Source organism: Olsenella sp. An188, from assembly GCF_002160255.1.
GTDB classification, from domain to species: domain Bacteria; phylum Actinomycetota; class Coriobacteriia; order Coriobacteriales; family Atopobiaceae; genus Thermophilibacter; species Thermophilibacter avistercoris.
In genome coordinates this window covers 66,820-83,725 of sequence record NZ_NFKF01000003.1, presented here as the reverse complement: position 1 = coordinate 83,725, position 16,906 = coordinate 66,820, and the positions used below count along the sequence as shown (strand labels likewise).

Here is a 16,906-nt window from a genome sequence, read left to right as displayed (position 1 = left end):
AGGGTGCTACGCCGATCCCGCAGGCCCGGTCACGGTGATCACGCAGCCGCAGACGTCGAGCGAGTCTCCGTAGGGCACGACGACCCTTCCCCTCACCTCCCTCCCCCGGTAGCGCGCCGGGTTCGTGGAGTCCAGGTCGCAGACCTCCATGCCGTCGGGCGTGGGAACGAGGCGGAGGTGGTGCGCGGACACGGCCGGGGAGTGCAGCACCACGTCGTTGTCTGCCGCGCGCCCGAGCGCCATGCCGTCCTCCGGGACTCCCGACCACAGGTCGACCGAGGCGGTGCGCACCACCACCCCGACCTCACCCGGAAGGCCGCGCGCCAGCTCGGCCGCGGCCGAGAGGTCGACCGTGTCCCCGCGTGCCGGCTCCTCCGGAACCGCTGGCATCCCCTCGGGAGACGAGGGCTCCCGCGCCCTCGAGAAGTCGTACAGGCACCCGTAGCAGACCCCCATGTCCGCGTAGAGCTCGGCCCCGCACCGGGGGCAGAGCTTGGTGTCGAGGGGCGTCACGCTCCCCGTGCGCTCGCTCATGGCAAGACTCCTTTCTCAGCGTTGCCCCGCCGCCGAGGGGCTGGCGGAGACGATCCACAGGCGCTCTCCCACCGCAGGCCACGGCCCGTCGCGTGCCGGCCGCTCCATCGCGCAGCGCGCCCGGGGGTGGGAGAGGAACGAACCGGGAGGCATGGCGAGGCGCCTGGCGACGACCTCGCCGTCCTCCCCGACCAGCGCCACGTCCAGGTCGTATCCCATCCCGACCGTGTGCACCGAGGCGCACCGGGCGAGAAGGACCGGCGACGCGTCGGGCGTGGTGGCGAGAAGGCCGCGCAGGCGCCCCCACCACGACGCGAGGACGCGCAGCTCGTAGACGACGCCCGGGCGCTCGTCCGAGGCGAGCCTCACGCACCCCATCTCACACCACCACCCCGGGACGGTATCGGTCGACCACGAGCGAGCGCTCGTGACGCAGCGCGAGCGGGGGCTCGAAGGTCACGCCCGGCAGGCGTGCGGCGAGGGGCCAGGGCCGGTATGAGAGCGAGCAGACGTAGCGCGTGAGCAGGGGAGAAACGGAAAACGATCCCGACGTGCCCCCTGACGGCACACGCTCGGCGCGCACGTCCACCTCGCAGCGCGGGAAGTCCCCGAGCGAGAGCTCGATCGCGGCGCGGACCTCCTCGACGGCCCGCTCCTGGCTCTGCTCGCCGGCCGGCGCCACCCCGTGCGCGACCACGGCGTCGAGCGCCGCCTGGTCGAAGGCCGCGCAGGCCTCGACGTAGCGCATCAGGTTCAGCGCCACGAGCGCGATCACGATCACGACGGGCGCCACCACCGCCAGCTCGACCGTCATCTGCCCCCGTCCCGACCACGGGGCACGCGGTGCCCGCACGGCGCTCATGACGCAGCCCCCAGTCCCGAGAGGTCCACCGTGAGCGGGATAGAGAGCCCCGTCCCGGGAATCTCGACCTCCGCCACCATGAGGCTCCCGCCCACCCCCTCGACGAGGCGCAGCCCCGCCGCCCGGGCAAAGTCGAGCGCCGAGGCGGAGTCGGGGAGCGACCCCACCAGCTCCCGCACGGTCGACACCCTCTCGAGGCCAGCCTGGTCGAGCACGTCCTGCGTTGACACGAGCACGGGCTTTCTCAGGCGCATGTCGACCGGCTCGAGGCCCGCGTCGCGCAGCACCCCCTTGAGCTGCTCCCTCAACCAGGACCCGACGCTTCCCCCGAGCACCCCGTCCAGGCCGTCCAGGAACTCGCCTCCCGCCTCGGCGACGTTCCCGTAGGCCGACCCGTAGCCCACCAGCAGCCTTCCCCAGAGCTCCGTCACGCCGTCCGCGGCCCCGCCGAGGAGCGAGTCGCCCGCACCCAGCGCGTCGAAGAAGCTCGACAGGACGTTGTTGTCAGCCGTGGCCTCGTCGGGCGCCAGCGTCGCGGCGGACACCGCGGCGCCCGCGGGAAGCTCGGCGGACGAGAGGAACGCCTCGGTGAGCTCGGTGGGGACGCCCTCCCCGCCGTCGCGCGCCACCACGGCGACACAGCCCCATGCCCCGGGCGGGCAGAGCGTGGGGCGCTCGCCGAGCTGCCCCAGCGCGCGCTCGAAGCCCTCCTCCCCCAGCTCCGCGAGCTCCCGGGTCCTCCCCTGCGCCGCGGCCAGGTCGGCCCGGGCGCGCTCGTAGTCCTCGGACGCGTCGACGACCGTGCGCCAGTGATGCTCGAAGCCGTTTGGTATCGAGGTGGACGCCGAGGCGACGCGGCCGAGGTCGCCCACGTCCATCCGGCACGCGTCGCAGGGCAGGACGGAGCCCGCGTCGAGCTCCTCGAGCGACGCCACGCCCGACGGCTCCCCCGTGGCGCCCGGGCAGTCGAGCGAGCAGTGCAGCGTGCGCCCCGCGCCCTCGTCCGTGCAGGGCCAGCTGGCCTGGCCGTAGAGCGCGCTCGCACGGGTCTCTTCGGCGTTTCTCGGCAGCCTGGGCAGATCCGCCGATACCGTCCCGTCCGGGGACTCCGCGTACGACCCCGCCATGACCTCGGAGAGGGCGAACGCGTAGAACGCGCGGCGGCACGCCGCGTCCGTGAGCTCCTCCGCGTCCGACCCCTCCACGCGCTCCGCCGCGAGCCGGGCCGCGTAGTAGCTCCGCGCCCTCAGCAGCGCCGCCCCGAAGGTCCACCCCGCAGGGGACGGGTAGTCGGGGTTCTCCGAGGCCGCGAGCCCAGCGAGGCTCGCCGCACGCTCGCGCAGGCAGTAGGGCCGCGAGCCGCAGTCCGCATCCCACCCGCGCCTGAGCGCCTCGTCCGCGCGCGCCTCCGCGTCGGCGGTCTCCCGGGAGCTCTCGCGCATCTGCTCGGAGAGGTCGGAGAGGCCCTCGTCGCCCACCTCACGCTCGAGGGCGGAGAAGTCCGACTGGGAGCTCGTGGGCAGCGGAAGCGCGCAGCCCTCGTAGCTGGCGCCGCCCGCCGAGTTCGCCTCCACGCACGAAGCCGAGTTGGCCACGACGAGCAGGGGCAGCGCCGACTCGAGGCGCTCGAGCCCCGAGGCGGCCGTGCGCGCCAGGCTCGAGCGCGCCTCCAGGACCGCGTCGGCCGCCGAGCACATCTGCGCGCCCACGGCCGTGAGGCCGGGAACGCACGAGGCGACGATTCCCGCCCCGTAGGTCACGATGCCGGCGAGGCCCATGCTGAGGACGCAGGCGTCGAGCACCTGCGCGATCGTCGAGAACGCCGCCACGGAGTTCTCCCCCGCCATCGCCGCCGCGTCGGCCACGCGCTGGATCTCCGAGGACCGCGAGGCCACCCAGCCGGCCGAGGCGGCGGAGAAGACGAGCGTCAGGCAGAGCAGCAGCGCGACCGCCACCGCGACCGTCGTGAGCCCGCCCTCGTCGTCCCTGAGGCGCAGGAGCCCCCCTCTCGCGGCGCGCGCGACCCGACGCTCAGCCCCACATTCCGACCCATTCCCCATAGCTTCCCCCAACCCAGCTCGAACGGACCTCTCCCGTGGCCTCCACGCGTACCGCGACCCCCTCGCCGTCGCGCTCGCCCAGCGCCCAGACGATCGCCCCCAGAAGGGGCAGCGGCCTCACGCGGCCCTCTATCGACACGCTCACCCCGCCCTGGTCGTCCGGGCCGCCCGTCTCCACGACCCATGCCTCCGGGCCGCCCTCGTGGAAGATCGAGACGTCCGGAACGGCCGCCAGCCTCCTCAGCGCGTAGGCGCGCACGTCCTCCTGCGAGCCGCGCGTCGTTGCCACGAGCCTGACGAGCTCGCCTGCCGCCGACGCCATCACCGACCTCGTGTAGAGCACGCAGACCGGCTGCGCCAGCAGGGCGACGAGCGTCAGCAGCACGGGGAGCAGGACCGCGGCCTCCACGCTCATCTGGGCCCTCCGGGAGCCCAGGACGCCCCGCGCGCCCACCTCAATACCCCAGCACGTCCTTGAGCAGGGCAACCGTCCCCTGCCCGAGGCCGTGCGAGGCCGACTCGCCGGCAAGGCCCACGAGAACCCCGTCTCGCCCCGCGTGCCACAGCAGGCCGAGCGCCACGATCGCCGACAGGAAGGCGCCCAGCACGAGGAGGTACTCGACGCTCGACTGCCCGCATCGTCCCCCTAGCCACCCGCGAGCGCGTCCGCGGCGTCCGCGGCGTCCATGCGCCAGACGACGACCTCGCTTCCCGCGCCATCGGGCGCCTCGCTGACGAGAAGGACCTCTGCCCATCCGTCTCCCTGCATCACGCATCCCCACGTCCCTCCCAACAGATCCAGATAGCCCGACCGGGAGACGACGCAGTCTCCCTCATTTCGGTAGCGCTCGAGGCAGCGGCGCGCCTCCTCCTCGAGCGGCAGGTCGCTCTCGTAGCCGCTCACCTGCGCCGAGACGCCGGGCGAAACCTCGACGACGCCCTCCGCGGCGTCCGGCAGCGCGAGGGGCCCGTCGCCCCCGAGCACGGTCGGCGCCGCCTCTTCCCCTGCCGCCTCCCCGGACACCGGGGAGGCGGCCCCGGGCGAGGACGCCTGGGGCGCGCCCAGCAGCACCGGCAGCGCGAGCGCGACGGCGCAGGCGAGAAGCGCGAGGACGAGACGGCGGCGCCTCACAGCGAGTTGATGCCGTTGGCGATGGCGTCCCAGAGCTCCGAGACGCGGTCCCTGAACGCGATGATCGCTATGATCGCGATCACCACCAGCACGCCCACGAGGATCGCGTACTCCGTCGTCCCCTGGCCGGACCTGTCCGCCAGCGCCTCGCGCAGGGCCGCCCTGACCCTCTCTCCACCCATGGCCTCTCCTCTCTCTCCGCTCAGAACCTGAGCTAGCCAACAACCAGAACCGACCCCATGAGCGGTCCCAGAATCGCCAAGAACATCGCCGGGACGATGAGCGTCCCCAGGGGCACCAGCATCTTCACCGGCACCCGCTCTATCTCCTCCTCCACCTGGGAGCGCTGCTCGTCGCGGATGGCCTGCGCCTGGCGCTCGAGCGCCTCGGCGAGCGGCGTGCCGAAGGCGAGCGACTCTCCCACCACCGAGGCAAACCTCCGCAGCGCCGTCACCCCCAGCTCCTCCGCCAGGTCCCAGAGCGCTTCCTCGCGCCCTCGGGCCCCGATGCGCCAGCCGAGCATCGCCTCGGAGAACGCGGCGGAGAGCTCGTTGTGGTAGCGCGCGCAGTACAGCTCGAGCGAGGCGTCGAAGGACAGGCCCGCGGAAAGCCCGAGCGTCACCACGTCGAGAAGCACGGGGAGCTCGCCGAGGCACGCCGCGCGCCTGCGCGCGACGAGCTCCGAGCGGAGCGCCTCGCGAACGACGGGCAGGGCTGCCACCACCGCGGACGCCCGGCGCAGGAGCGTCTGCGGCCGACGGGCGCGCAGCAGGCGCACGGGCCGCTCCCCGAGCGCGAGGGCCGACATGCCGGAGAGGACGAACACCCCCAGGACCAGCGCCGCCGAGCCAGCGTCCATCACAGCACCTCCCTCACGAGCCTCCTGATGATGAGCAACGCCACCCCGTCGAGGGCGAGCGCCGCCCCAACGCAGCCGAGCCCCACGGGCGTGAGCAGGCCGTCCTGGAAGTCGGGGGACACGAGCGCGAGGACGGCGATCATGACGGCGGGCAGCAGGCACACGATCCTCACCGAGAGCCTGACCTGGGCGGTCTTGACCTGCAGCAGCCGCTCGAACTCCCCCTGCCGCTCGGCGAGCCGGGCGGAGCGCGTCAGCAGCTCGCGCAGGGGGCTTCCCGTCCGGTGCGAGATCACGAGCGCGGCGGCGAGGAGGTCCACGCCGGGCGCCTCGAGCTCGCGCGCCAGGAGCGACACCGCCTCCTCCGTCCCCACCCCGCAGCTCAGGCGCAGCGACATGCGGGAGAAGACGGTCGCCGCAGGGCCTCGCTCGTGCGCGCCCACGTAGGCGACCGCCTGGGCGAGCGTCTGGCCGGAGCCGAGCGCCACCGAGAGCGTCCGGTAGACGCCCGGCATCGCCGACCTCACCCCGCGCTGGCGCCGCCGCCGGGCCGCGGAGTCGCGGGCGGACACGGCGGCGAGCGCCACGCCGGCCCCCACGAGGCCGGCAACGGGCGAGGCGAGCAGCAGGGCGAGAAGGACGGAGGCGCCGAGCAACGCCACCCCGAGGGCGGCGGCGAGCTCGCGCGGGGAAAGGCCGAGCGAGCGCAGGGACTCCCGGCCGGCGAGCTCGTCGACGAGCGAGCGCACGGGCCGCCATTCGAGGGCGAGCGCCGCCCACGCCGTCGCCCCGAGGCGACGCAGCGTCGCGCGGACGTGCCGGGCGACGCGGCGCACGTGCCAGCCGGCACCCCTGCGGTCCTTCTCGCCAGTGGAGAGCAGGACGAGCGAGGCGCACCCGACGGCACAGCCGACGCCTACCGCAAGCAGCCTCTCCATGACTCCACCTCCCCCGCGTCCAGGACGCCGCCCGCAAGCGCCGCGGCCACGAAGGCCGGCTCGCGCTCGAGTCGCCACGAGCGCGTCGCCGCGTCGTAGCTCACGCAGTCCTCCAGCACGACCTCGCCCGAGGGGCCGCGCGACACCTCCGTCAGCGACGCCACGCGACGCGACCCGTCCGAGAGGCGACGCGTCACCACGATGAGGTTCACGGCCATCGCGATCTGCTCCTCTATGAGGTCGGTCGGGAGGTCCATCCCAAAGCGGGCCATGAGGACGAGGCGCATCACCGCCTCCTCGGCGCTTCCGGCGTGAAGCGTGGTGAGCGATCCGTCGTGTCCCGTGCTCAGCGCGTTGAGCATGTCCACGCACTCCCCGCCGCGCACCTCGCCCACCACGATCCGGTCCGGCCGCATGCGCAGGGCGTTCTTCACCAGGTCCCTGATCGTGACCTCGCCCGAGCCCTCGATCGAGCTGTCGCGCGTCTCCAGGCGCACCACGTCCGGGTGCGCGTCAAAGCGCAGCTCGGCCGAGTCCTCGATCGTCACGATCCGCTCGTCGAGCGGGATCTCGCACGAGAGCGCGTTGAGCAGCGTCGTCTTTCCGGACCCGGTCCCGCCCGCCACGGCGATCGAGCGCCGGGCGCGCACCGCCCACGAGAGCAGCAGCGCGAACCACCCCGGTAGGGAGCCCAGCTCCACGAGGCGCTCGAGGGTCCTGATCCGGTCGGAGAACTTGCGGATGGTCACGGCAGGGCCGTCGATGGCTATGGGCGCCGCCACCGCGTTCACGCGGTCGCCGTTGGGCAGGCGCGCGCTCACGAGGGGGCTGGCCCGGTCGAGCCTGCGCCCGAGCGGCGCGAGGATGCGGTCCATGACGATCATGATCTGCTCGGGTGAGTCAAAGACCGCGTCCGCCGGGTGCAGCTCGCCGTCTCGCTCGTAGAACAGGGCGCCGCAGCCGTTGATCATCACCTCGGTTATCTCGTCGTCCTCGAGCAGCGGCTGGATGGGACCGAGGCCGCACACCTCGTCGACGACCTGGCGCACGAGCGTCTCGCGCTCCTCCACGCCGAGCGTCCCGGGGCCACGCGTGTTGAGGATGGCCTCGAGGACCACGCGCAGCTCAGCCCTGACGCGGGAGACGTCCTCCCCGGAGAGCATGTCGGCTATGGTCGTGAGCCCGAGGCGCTCGATGAGGGCGCCCTTGAGCCAGTCGCGCTCCGGGCGCAGGGTCGTGGCAGCCGGCACGGACGCGGCGCGCTCGGAGGCCTCCGCCTCCCGGACTCGCTCGAGAACCGACATCTACCTCGCCTCCCTCCGCTGGCCGAAGAGCGACCTCAGGCCCCGCGGCGCCGTCCCCTCGCTGGCACGTCGGGGCTCCTCCCCCTCCGGGAGCCTCCCCAGCTCGGCGAGCATCTGCGCGAGCGCCGCGGAGAGCGAGTCGGTGAACGCAAGGCCCGGCTCCGCCAGCTCGCAGGCCCGTCCCGCGGCGAGAAGCTCGACCACCTCGCGCCCGCCCTCGACCACGCGGTACGCACGGGCGGCCTCGAGCCCCACCTCGGCGCGGGCCAGGGCGTGGCTCGCCCGCTCGCGCGGGTCCGCACGGTTCTCGACGCGCACGATCCTCGTGCGCGCCACCCCCAGACGCACCGCCAGGCCTCCCATGCGGGCGAGCGACGCCACCGACGGAGTGCGCCCGTCGGTCACGAGCACGAGGCGGTCGGCACGCTGCGCCGCCTGGGCCACCGCGTCGGTGAAGGTCGTCGAGGTGTCCACCACCACGAGGTCGTACTCGCGGGAAAGCAGGTCGAGAAGTGCCCGGACGTGCGGCATGGCGAGCTCGGCCGTCTCGGGGCGCTCGCACGGGCCCGCCAGGGACACGCCCTGCGCCGCGGCGCGGCACAGCCTGCCCACGAGCTCGGGCGTCACCCCCTCCGGGGACGAGAGCGCGGCGAGGTCGGAGCCTCCGGGCAGCCCGAGGGCCGCATAGGCGTTCCCGCACGAGAGGTCGAGGTCGACGAGGCACGTCCTCATCCCCCAGCGCGCCGCGACGCAGGCTGACACCGCGGCGAGCGAGGTCTTTCCCACGCCGCCGCGCCCCGAGCAGAAGACCAGGACCGGCGCGTCGACGACGCCGACGGGAGTGGCCTCGGGCGCGGGCGTGGCGCCTCCGCGGGCGTCGGTGGGAGGCCCCTGGGGCGGGACCGCCGCCCCTGCCGTGCGACCCCCGTCACACAAAGGGGGCTCGTCTCCCGCCCCGGGGCCTTCCCCAAGCTCCGCGAGGTCGACGACGAGGTCGACCCCCGCACGCGCGGCCCGGGACCTCAGCGACCCCGAGGTGCGCTCACCTGCCAGCACCACCACGCGCGCGTTGCCGTCCTTGGCGACGGCGGCCGCGAGGTTGATGTCGGACACCCCGTCCTCGACGGGACCCACGATGACGCCGAGCTCGCCCGCCTCCGCGGAGGCGACCATGCTCCTCAGGTCGTCCGCGTCGCGCGCGACCAGCAGCCGCCCGCCCGGGTCGAGCGAGGCGCCGAGGCGCCTCACGGCGTCACGGCTCTTCTCGGCACTTAGCATCACCCAGTCGCTCATGCGCCCTCCCCCTCTGCATCCTGGCCCTGCGTCCCTCCCGACGCGCCGGGCTCCTCGTCGGCGGCCTCGCCGCGGGCATCGCCCTCGCCTCCCCCGGGAGACGAGCCCTCTGCGGGCACGTCCGTGGGGGCGCTCGCACCGCCCGTCCCGAGCTCGAGAGACCCCTCGCCGGGCAGCGCGAGGCGCAGGCTGCCCTCCGCGCTCGCCGAGAGCACGGAGGGCACGTCGTCCGGCGACACCGCCAGCGTGATCGAGCCCCTTGCCGCGAGCCCGGCACTCTCCTGCGCCGCCGCAAGAACCTGGAGGTCGTCTGCGAGCAGGCGCGTTCCGGCGTCGGTCACCTCGAACGCGGCGAGCGTGGTCCCCGCCGTCACCGCCAGGGGAAGCCCCAGGTCGTCGGCAAGCGGCACGCTGAGCGCGACGCGGTCGGCCGGGACCTCCACGGCACCCGCGGCGTCGCGAAAGTTGAGCGCGGTGAGGGGCAGCCCCGCCGCGACGGGCACGCTCACCTCGGCCCCGAGCACCTCGTCGACGGCCGTCACGGCACCCTCGGGGACGAGGTCGACGAGCCAGTCGCGCTCCGCCACGTTGGTGCGGTCCACGACCTCGCCCGCCTCGATGCCCTCAGTCGCCACCACCAGGCTCACGACCTCGCCGCCATAGCGCTCGAGCGCCTCGGCGCGGGCCTGCTCCGCCTCCTCGCGGACCCCCTGCCCGTACAGCAGGCAGAGCGCCGTCGCCGCGACCGCGCACGCACCCGATGCAACCAACCTGAAGCGCCGCCTCATGAGCCACCCCCTCTCGCCCCGCCTCCCCTCTGGAGGCGCGGGGTGTGGGCATTGTCACGCCACGCGTGGGGCGGTCCCGCGGCTTTTGGGGAAAGTCAGACACGGACCTTCCGGATTTCTTCCACGAACCTGTCGAAAAAACTTCTCGCCGCAGGAAAACAACATCGCTCGACCGAATGCCGAGCATCTAGATAGAAACCGTCATGCACACACGCCCTTCACAGGGACGTGCGTCGAGATTTGCTTTTTGATGCTTTTCTAGAGGACGATGTCCGGGTCGAGCGAATCGGCGCTCGCGCGCATCTCCGCGGCCAGGGCCAGGTAGCAGTCAAGGCGCTCCTCGGCGATGTCTCCCGCCGCCAGGCCCTCGCGCACCGCGCAGCCCGGCTCGTGGACGTGCGTGCAGTCCCTGAAGCGGCACTCCCGCGCGGCGGCCGCGATCTCGGGGAAGGCCTTCGCGAGGCCCCGCTCGTGACCGACGAGCGGCAGGCTCCTCAGGCCGGGTGCGTCTGCGATCGTGCCGCCCCCGGGCAGCGCCACCATGACGCGAGCCACCGTGGTGTGGCGACCCCGGTCGTCGCGCTCGCGCACCGTGCCCGTTGCCAGCGCCTCGTGGCCGAGAAGTGCGTTGAGCAGCGTCGACTTGCCCGCTCCCGACTCGCCCAGGATCATCGCGCACGTTCCCGCGGGCACGCAGGCGCGGACCTCGTCGAGCCCCTCGCCCTCGGCGGAGGACGTCACGACGATCCTCGTCCCCTCGCCCACGAGGCCGCGCACGCGCCCCAGGTCGTGTGCGAGCTCCGCCTCCGAGCGACGGTCGGCCTTCGTGAGCACGACCACCGGCGTCGTCCCGCAGTCGTTGGCGAGCACGAGGGAGCGCGCCACGCGGTCGAGCAGCACGTCGCCCGCGCCGAGCGCCTGAACGATGAGTATGACGTCCACGTTTGCCGCGAGCACCTGCTTCTCGCCGCGGCTGCGTCCGCGCCACCGCTCGAAGCTCGTGCGCCGCGGCAGCACCCGCTCGATGACGCCCATGTCGTGGCCGGGGGCGCGGCGCACCGCGACGCAGTCGCCCACGGCGGGCAGCAGTCCGTCGTCCTTCTCGCCGTCCTGCTTGGCAAAGGCCACGGCGTGCTCCGCGCGAAACGCGTCGCCCTCGGTGACCACGAGCGGAAACCCACGGTCGAGGCGCACCACAAAGCCGAGGCGCATCTCGCCCGCGTTCTCCGAGGCGGCGAGAAACTCCTCGTAGGCCGCGCGCTGCGCGTCGTCCACGCGCAGGTCGGCGAAGGCGGGCAGGTCGCGCAGGGTGTCCACGGCCGGCAGCGTGATCTCCCGCGCGCGGACCTCCCTCCGCCGCGACGCCCCGCGCTGCCCCCGTTTTGCCACGTGACCACCCCGTCTCCGGTCATGAAACGACGTGGCCATTATACGGCTTGACGCCCGCGCGGCCCGCGTCCCGCCCCGAGGGTCCGCACGAGCCGCGCGCAAAAAGAGGGGGCCGCCCGAAGGCGGCCCCAGAGGAGACACTGATGCGGTCTGGCAAGCGAGGCTACGCGTCCTTCTCGACCGCGCGCATGATGGCCTTGTAGACCTCCATGATCGGGATGATCAGGAAGGCCAGGCCGATGGCGGTGAGCACGGCCATGGGGTCGAGCGTCATGAAGCCGAAGACCTCGGCCATGAAGTCGACCTCGACGGGCACCACCGTGAGCGCGAGCGCCAGGAGCGCGGCGCCCCACAGCCACTTGTTCTGGCGCTTCATCGAGAAGATCGAGGCGCGGCGGCTGCGCATGTTGAAGGAGTGGAAGATCTCCACCATCGAGAGCGTGATGAAGGACATCGTGACGCCCTCGGGGTCGGGGATGCCGTCGATCAGGTCGGCGAAGTCGATCGCGCCGTTGTGGAAGTACATGCCGGCGAAGAAGCTCGCCAGGACGAGCAGGGTGATGATGACGCCCTGGAAGGCGATGTCGACGCCCATACCGCCTGCGAAGACGCCGTCGGAGGCCTTGCGCGGCTTGCGCTTCATGATGTCGCCCTCGGCCTCCTCCATGCCGAGCGCGAGCGCGGGCAGGGAGTCGGTGATGAGGTTGATCCAGAGCAGCTGGACCGGCTGGAAGATCGTGAAGCCGATGAGCGTGGCCACGAAGACCGAGAGCACCTCGGCGATGTTGGCGGAGAGCAGGAACTGGATGACCTTGCGGATGTTGTCGTAGATCCTGCGGCCCTCCTCCACCGCGTTGATGATGGTGGCGAAGTTGTCGTCCGCGAGCACCATGTCCGCCACGTTCTTGGTGACGTCGGTGCCGGTGATGCCCATGCCCACGCCGATGTCGGCGCGCTTGATCGAGGGGGCGTCGTTCACGCCGTCACCGGTCATGGCCACGATGTTGCCGCGGCTCTTCCAGGCGTCGACGATGCGGGCCTTGTGCTCGGGCTGGACGCGCGCGTAGACGCTGATCTGGGTGACGCGCTCCTTGAACTCCTCGTCGGAGATCTTGTCGAGCTGGGCGCCGGTGATGGCCTGGGAGGCGTCCTCGACGATGCCGAGCTCCTTGGCGATGGCGACGGCGGTGTCGATGTGGTCGCCGGTGATCATGACCGGGCGGATGCCGGCCTCGCGGGCCTCGGCGATGGCGGCGGTGACCTCCGGGCGGACCGGGTCAATCATGCCGGACAGGCCGCAGAACGTGAGGTCGTGCTCGAGCGCCTCGGGCGAGCAGTCGTCGGGCAGGGCGTCGTAGGTGCGGCTGGCCAGCGCGAGCACGCGCAGGGCCTCGTCGGCCATGGCCTTGTTGGCGGCCAGGACCTCGCGCTTGCGCTGATCGGTGAACGGCACGACCTTCTCGCCGTCATAGATCTTGGTGCACAGGCCGATGACCACGTCGGGGGCACCCTTGGTGTACTGCTCGAAGGTGCCGTCGGCCTCCTCGACCACCACCGACATCATCTTGCGGCCGGAGTCGAACGGGGCCTCTCCGCGGCGCGGGTGCTCCACGTCCAGGCCCTTCATGCCGGCCTTGGCGGCGTCGTTGACGAGCGCGCACTCGGTGGGCTCGCCCACGGCCTCTCCGGCCTCCTCGTCCCACTTGGCGTCGGAGCACAGCGCCATGCCGGCGAGGAACTTCTCCTGCGGGGCGGCGAGCTCGTGCTTGACGACGGTCATCTTGTTCTGGGTGAGGGTGCCGGTCTTGTCCGAGCAGATGATCTGCGTGCAGCCCAGGGTCTCGACCGCGGTCATCTTGCGGATGATGGCCTGGCGCTTGGACATCTTGGTGACGCCCATGGAGAGCACGATCGTGACCACGGCGACGAGGCCCTCGGGGATGGCGGCGACGGCCAGCGACACGGCCACCATGAACGTGTCGAGGATCATGCCGGGGTTGGAGCCGAGCTCGGAGCCGTGGCGGATGAGGTCCACGGCAAAGATGATCACGCAGATCGCGAGCACCAGCTTGGTGAGGATGCCGGAGAGCTCGTTGAGCTTGATCTGCAGCGGAGTGAGCTCCTTCTTGGCGGTGGTGAGGGCGTCGGCGATCTTGCCCATCTCGGTCTTCATGCCGGTGCCGGCCACGACGGCGCGGCCGCGGCCGTAGACCACGGTTGAGCCCATGTAGCACATGTTCTTGCGGTCGCCCAGGGGCACGTCGTCGGTGCCCTCGGCGAGCGTGATGGCCTCGACGTGCTTCTCCACCGGCACGGACTCGCCGGTGAGGGCGGCCTCCTCGATCTTCATCGACGCGCTCTCGAGGATGCGGCAGTCCGCGGGCACGGAGTCGCCGGCCTCGAGAAGGACGATGTCGCCGGGGACGAGCTCGGAGCTCGGGAGGTGGCTCATCTTGCCGTCGCGGACGACCTTGGACTGGGCGGCGCTCATCTCCTGCAGGGCCTCGAGGGCCTGCTCGCTCTTGGCCTCCTGGACCACGCCGAGCACGGAGTTGAGCACCACGACGAACAGGATGATCGCGGCGTCGGCCCACTCGGGCTCACCCTGCAGGAAGCCGGCCACGACCGAGATGGCGGCGGCCACGAGCAGCATGATGACCATCGGGTCGCCCATCTGCTCGAAGAAGCGCTTCCACAGCGGGGTCTTCTCCTCCTCGTCGAGCTTGTTGGGCCCGTACTGTGCGAGGCGGCTCGCCGCCTCGGCAGAGGTCAGGCCGCTCTCCTCGTTCGAGGAAAGCTCACCCAGCACGTCATCCGCGGACGCCAGGTACTCTTTCAACGTTTTTCTCCTCCTGGGTAGGACGTTCGCCCGACAGACTTGACGCCCGATCGTAATTCCCCAGGAGGGGCAAGGGCTCGTCATGGCTGCCATGCCGGGCAGCTGACAGAACAAGGCACTATGATACCCAAATTCGGCCGGCAGAAACACGTCTCGCGCGCATTTATCGCAAGTCGGGGGCGCAGCGCAAGCTTTTTTCGGTGGACGGAGAGCTTACATGGCCCTTGCGTGCGCTAAACTGGTGAGTCGTATGGTTGTTCGAGCGCACGTGGGTGCGCGCACGGGAAAGGACGCGTCAATGAAGATCCTGTTCTTCGGTACCGCCAGCTATGACAAGAACTCCTTCAGCAAGGAGCTCGTCAACTATCCCGACCTCAAGATCGACTTCACCGAGACCAACCTCACCCCCATGACCGCCGCCCTCGCCCGTGGCTACGACGCCGTGTGCGCGTTCGTCAACGCCGACGCCGGCGCCATGACCCTCGAGATCCTCGCGGGCTTTGGCGTGAAGCTCGTCCTCATGCGCTGCGCCGGCTTCGACGCCGTCAACGTCGCCGTCGCCAAGGACCTCGGCATGAAGGTCACGCGCGTCCCGGCCTACTCCCCCGAGGCCATCGCCGAGCACGCCATGGGCCTCGCGCTCGCAGCCAACCGCCGCATCGTCAAGGGCTACATCCGCGTCCGTGAGAACGACTTCTCCCTCGACGGCCTGGTCGGCGAGACGCTCTACGGCAAGACCGCCGGCATCATCGGCACCGGCCGCATCGGCGCCGCCCTCTGCCGCATCTGCAAGGGCTTCGGCATGACGGTCCTGGGCTCCGACCTCTACCCCAACCAGAAGCTCGTGGACGACGGCGTGGTTGACGAGTACGTCGACTACGACGAGCTCTACCGCCGCTCCGACCTCATCTCGCTGCACGCCTTCCTCAACGAGGAGAGCCGCCACATGATCAACGACGAGTCCATCGACAAGATGAAGGACGGCGTGATCTTCGTGAACACCGGGCGCGGCGGCCTCGTCGACACCCAGGCGCTCATCCGCGGCATCCTCTCCGGCAAGATCGGCGCGGCCGGCCTCGACGTCTACGACGAGGAGGGCCCGAACGTCTACCAGAACCGCGCCGGCCAGGTCATCGACTCCGTGACCGCCCGTCTCTGCTCCTTCCCCAACGTCGTCATGACGAGCCACCAGGCGTTCTTCACGCACGAGGCGCTCGGCGAGATCGCCCGCGTCACGCTCGACAACGCCCAGGCCTTCGCCAACGGCACCGACTTCGTCGACCGCAGCGTCGTCTGCTAGGCACCCGCCCGCCGACGTCGCTGACACACCGCCATTGAAAGAAAGGGTTCAGATGGCATTTTCCAAGAAGAAGACCAAGATCGTTTGCACCATGGGTCCGGCCACCGAAGACGAGGAGGTGCTGCGCCAGCTCATCCTGCACGGCATGAACGTCGCGCGCTTCAACTTCTCCCACGGCAGCCACGAGTACCACCGCAAGAACATCGAGCGCGTGCGCGCCCTCTCTGCGGAGCTGTCCATCCCGGTGGCAATCCTGCTCGACACCAAGGGCCCCGAGGTGCGCACCGGCCTTCTCCAGGACGGCAAGAAGGTCACGCTCGAGACGGGCAAGACCTGCGTGATCACCACCGACGACGACGTCATCGGCACCGCCGAGCGCTTCTCGCTCGACTACAAGAACCTCCCGCAGGAGGTCGAGGAGGGCACCGTCATCCTGATCGACGACGGCCTCATCGGCCTTGAGGTCGTGAGCGTCGAGGGCACCGACATCACCTGCACCATCACCAACGGCGGCGAGCTGGGCGAGCACAAGGGCGTCAACTTCCCCAACCTCAACATCAACCTGCCGTCCGTCACCGCGCAGGACCGCGCCGACATCATGTTTGGCTGCGAGCTCGGCATCGACGCCATCGCCGCGTCCTTCATCCGCGACGGCGCGGCCGTCAACGAGATCCGCAAGATCTGCGTCGAGATGGGCGCGCCCAACGTGCTGATCTTCCCCAAGATCGAGAGCGCCCTGGGCGTCAAGAACTTCGACGAGATCCTGCACGAGGCCGACGGCATCATGGTCGCCCGCGGCGACCTGGGCGTCGAGGTGCCCGCCGCCGAGGTGCCCCACATCCAGAAGACCATCATCAAGAAGTGCAACGCGCACTACAAGCCGGTCATCACCGCCACGCAGATGCTCGACTCCATGCAGCGCAACCCGCGTCCCACGCGCGCCGAGATCACCGACGTCGCCAACGCCATCTACGACGGCACCGACTGCGTCATGCTCTCCGGCGAGACCGCTGCCGGCAAGTACCCGATCGACGCCGTGCGCACCATGTCCGAGATCTGCAAGGAGACCGAGAAGTACCTGCCCGAGCGCAAGGAGTACCACGACCGCGGCGGCGTGCGCAACGTCAACGGCGCCACCGGCTTCGCCGCGCTCGAGATGGCCGACCGCGTGAACGCCAAGTGCATCCTGGCCCCCACCCACTCCGGCCGCTCCGCGCGCCTGATCTCCACCTTCCGCCCGAAGATGCCGCTCTTCGCGATGTCCCCGAGCTTGGAGACCATCCGTCGCACCTGCTTCTACTGGGGCGTCTACGCGTACCGCACCACCGAGCAGGGCTCGCTCTCGAGCACGCTCTACAACGCGCTGACCGTCGCGCGTGACAACGACCTCGTCGAGTCTGGCGACATCGTGGTCATCACCGCCGGCGACCCGCAGACCTCGCCGCGCCTTGGCGACTACACCACCTCCACCAACATGGCGATGGTGGCGCAGGTCCAGTAAGGCAGACGTTCCACCTGCAAGTCTGAGGCCCCGGGAAGCTCGGCTTCTCGGGGCCTCTTGCCGTGTGAGGGGCACGGCATCGCACGTTTCCCGAAAGCGCGGCAGTT

At 71.2% G+C, this 16,906-nt stretch carries 17 protein-coding genes; 2 read left to right on the top strand and 15 right to left on the bottom strand.

From position 1 onward, the window contains the following. Positions 1–6 precede the first annotated feature (6 nt). The 15 genes from B5F23_RS04435 to B5F23_RS04365 form a co-directional block, all read right to left on the bottom strand. Positions 7–534: an FHA domain-containing protein gene (locus B5F23_RS04435; protein ID WP_158096118.1), complete on the bottom strand. Its 528-nt coding sequence runs from the start codon at positions 532–534 to the stop codon at positions 7–9. 15 nt (positions 535–549) lie between these two features. After that, positions 550–912, bottom strand: a complete 363-nt coding sequence (locus B5F23_RS04430; RefSeq protein WP_087352193.1) for a hypothetical protein — start codon at positions 910–912, stop codon at positions 550–552. Position 913: 1 nt separating this feature from the next. Further along, the gene (locus B5F23_RS04425; RefSeq protein WP_087352191.1) at positions 914–1,348 is read right to left on the bottom strand and encodes a hypothetical protein; all 435 of its coding nucleotides are present in this window, start codon (positions 1,346–1,348) and stop codon (positions 914–916) included. 44 nt (positions 1,349–1,392) lie between these two features. Beyond that, complete coding sequence (locus tag B5F23_RS04420; protein ID WP_087352189.1) at positions 1,393–3,456, bottom strand: TadE/TadG family type IV pilus assembly protein; 2,064 nt, start codon at positions 3,454–3,456, stop codon at positions 1,393–1,395. Next, positions 3,428–3,910: a pilus assembly protein gene (locus tag B5F23_RS04415; protein ID WP_241145794.1), complete on the bottom strand. Its 483-nt coding sequence runs from the start codon at positions 3,908–3,910 to the stop codon at positions 3,428–3,430. The genes B5F23_RS04420 and B5F23_RS04415 overlap by 29 nt, the downstream gene beginning before the upstream one ends. A 1-nt stretch (position 3,911) precedes the next feature. Then, positions 3,912–4,064, bottom strand: coding sequence for a hypothetical protein (locus B5F23_RS09940; RefSeq protein ID WP_241145793.1), 153 nt, complete (start codon positions 4,062–4,064; stop codon positions 3,912–3,914). 38 nt (positions 4,065–4,102) lie between these two features. Next, positions 4,103–4,588, bottom strand: a complete 486-nt coding sequence (locus B5F23_RS04405) for a hypothetical protein (protein ID WP_087352185.1) — start codon at positions 4,586–4,588, stop codon at positions 4,103–4,105. Beyond that, positions 4,585–4,770 (bottom strand): class III signal peptide-containing protein, encoded by a 186-nt coding sequence (locus tag B5F23_RS04400; protein WP_087352183.1) that lies wholly within the window; start codon positions 4,768–4,770, stop codon positions 4,585–4,587. Before B5F23_RS04400 ends, B5F23_RS04405 begins: the two co-directional genes overlap by 4 nt. A 32-nt stretch (positions 4,771–4,802) precedes the next feature. Next, complete coding sequence (locus B5F23_RS04395; protein ID WP_241145792.1) at positions 4,803–5,447, bottom strand: type II secretion system F family protein; 645 nt, start codon at positions 5,445–5,447, stop codon at positions 4,803–4,805. After that, positions 5,447–6,385, bottom strand: a complete 939-nt coding sequence (locus tag B5F23_RS04390; RefSeq protein WP_087352181.1) for a type II secretion system F family protein — start codon at positions 6,383–6,385, stop codon at positions 5,447–5,449. The genes B5F23_RS04395 and B5F23_RS04390 overlap by 1 nt, the downstream gene beginning before the upstream one ends. After that, positions 6,364–7,689 carry a CpaF family protein gene (locus B5F23_RS04385; RefSeq protein WP_087352179.1) on the bottom strand — a complete coding sequence of 442 codons (1,326 nt, stop codon included), beginning with the start codon at positions 7,687–7,689 and terminating at the stop codon, positions 6,364–6,366. Before B5F23_RS04385 ends, B5F23_RS04390 begins: the two co-directional genes overlap by 22 nt. Next, entirely contained in the window at positions 7,690–8,982 is a 1,293-nt protein-coding gene (locus B5F23_RS04380) for an AAA family ATPase (RefSeq protein ID WP_087352177.1), read from the bottom strand. Next, positions 8,979–9,770: an SAF domain-containing protein gene (locus B5F23_RS04375; protein WP_087352174.1), complete on the bottom strand. Its 792-nt coding sequence runs from the start codon at positions 9,768–9,770 to the stop codon at positions 8,979–8,981. Before B5F23_RS04375 ends, B5F23_RS04380 begins: the two co-directional genes overlap by 4 nt. A gap of 258 nt (positions 9,771–10,028) precedes the next feature. After that, on the bottom strand, positions 10,029–11,159 hold the full coding sequence (gene rsgA, locus B5F23_RS04370) for a ribosome small subunit-dependent GTPase A (RefSeq protein ID WP_446723475.1): 1,131 nt from the start codon (positions 11,157–11,159) through the stop codon (positions 10,029–10,031). A 163-nt stretch (positions 11,160–11,322) separates the two neighbouring features. Then, positions 11,323–13,998, bottom strand: coding sequence for a cation-translocating P-type ATPase (locus B5F23_RS04365; protein WP_087352169.1), 2,676 nt, complete (start codon positions 13,996–13,998; stop codon positions 11,323–11,325). 298 nt (positions 13,999–14,296) lie between these two features. Between B5F23_RS04365 and B5F23_RS04360 the strand changes: the two genes are divergently transcribed. Together B5F23_RS04360 and pyk are read left to right on the top strand one after the other, a co-directional pair. Beyond that, the gene (locus B5F23_RS04360) at positions 14,297–15,298 is read left to right on the top strand and encodes a 2-hydroxyacid dehydrogenase (protein WP_087352168.1); all 1,002 of its coding nucleotides are present in this window, start codon (positions 14,297–14,299) and stop codon (positions 15,296–15,298) included. 52 nt (positions 15,299–15,350) lie between these two features. Beyond that, positions 15,351–16,799 carry a pyruvate kinase gene (gene pyk, locus B5F23_RS04355; RefSeq protein WP_087352166.1) on the top strand — a complete coding sequence of 483 codons (1,449 nt, stop codon included), beginning with the start codon at positions 15,351–15,353 and terminating at the stop codon, positions 16,797–16,799. Positions 16,800–16,906 lie beyond the last annotated feature (107 nt).